At 38.4% G+C, this 1,482-nt stretch carries 2 protein-coding genes; both read left to right on the plus strand.

The annotated features are described in order from the left end of the window. A partial coding sequence (locus tag AACW06_RS19480; RefSeq protein ID WP_339379024.1) for a hypothetical protein occupies window positions 1–187 on the plus strand: 187 nt, incomplete at its 5' end. A gap of 15 nt (window positions 188–202) precedes the next feature. Next, window positions 203–1,243, plus strand: coding sequence for a Kiwa anti-phage protein KwaB-like domain-containing protein (locus AACW06_RS19485; protein ID WP_192076322.1), 1,041 nt, complete (start codon window positions 203–205; stop codon window positions 1,241–1,243). Window positions 1,244–1,482 lie beyond the last annotated feature (239 nt).

Below are 1,482 nucleotides of genomic sequence, written 5' to 3' on the forward strand. Positions count from 1 at the left end.
CCATCGTTTATCAGTTAGCATTGTCCTTGGCATGGTGAACTCAGTTGTGATTTGTTTTTGGCGAAATGATTATAACCTTCACCATGCCGTTCAAAAAATCATCACGAAAGATCAACAGACCCTAGTAAATCAGATTCAAAGGTTAGATTTCTCGAAAATTCTGGAATCACTTTTATTTCAGCGTTAGTTGATAGGTAGCAATATGACTCAAAATCAGTCAAATACAGCAGAAGTGCTGCAAGAAGAAGTTCAACAAGAGCTCGACCAAGCAAGCTTGGATGCCAAACTTGTTGAGTTACAGTCTCTTGACCTTTCAGAGGCGACAGTAAATCTTTGGGTTGCCAAAGTTAAAGTTGGCAATAAAACCAAGCGTTTTGGTGAAATCAAAAACTTGAAAATACACTCGGACTATCAAGACCATTTTCGGCAATATGTTATTGAATGTATTCGAGGTAATCAGCACATTGAAGAGCTGCGCCCGATTACCACTATTCAAGATAATAGGTTTTTTCATGTTGAATCTAGTTCGACCGATTTAGCACAACTTAAAGAGAAAGTTGAAAGTGGGCAACTTGCAACTATCAATCAAGAAGCAGAACTAAACGGTTACAATTCATATGTAATTCAACTTACATTTGGTGAGCCAGAAGTTAGTATCTATGCATTTCGCTACATCAAAGGTGCTTGGTCTCTAAACAATACTTCTAACAAAACGTTGCGCCCAAACTTCCAAGACAACCAACTTGTTGTAGAAATCGATCAAAGCTCCAAATTTCAAATAACGCCATACATTGACTTTATTCAATACAACTCAGATGTTTTCATCGCTGACCTAGCTCAATTTGAAACAGCGATGAATTACCATGAGCGATTAAAGGAGAAAAAAGTCGAAGCAATAACTGCTCTTGGTGACAGTAACGCTATGAATTACTCGGAATCAAGTAAACTAACGGCTATCGTTGGTGAGGATAAGCGCTTAATGCGTCAACTCGCGTCAGTGTATGACAAGCAGCACTTTAACAATGATATCTGGTTACAAAAACTGCGGGATGCTGCTTCTGAGGCTGGAAATTGGCAAATTCAATTTGATGCTAATGGCAAAATACTGGTCCAAGAAACTAAAGAGTACGTGAAAGAACTACTAGTTCTTTTGCAAAACAAACGTGTAAAGACTGTAGTTGATGGACTTATGTTCGATGTAGAAGGTGAGTTAATAGCTATTCCTGAGGCATCAAACGTATAACAAAGCATTCAAGAGTGATTCCCAACGCATGGCATTTTCATTCCATCGTTGGGTTTTGTGTTTATGGCGCAATGGCTTAGGTTCGGTGGTGGCGTTGCTCACACCTTAATGCGGCGTTATGTTACTTAAAGTCATAAGGAATATTCGAGGAAAAATAAATGAAAAAATTGTTTTGGTGTTTTTTGCTTTCTGTAATTTCGATAGGCTCATTTGCTGCTGAGCATTATCAAACTGGGAAA

It is taken from the genome of Vibrio sp. S12_S33, assembly GCF_963889785.1.
GTDB classification, from domain to species: Bacteria; Pseudomonadota; Gammaproteobacteria; order Enterobacterales; family Vibrionaceae; genus Vibrio; species Vibrio aestuarianus.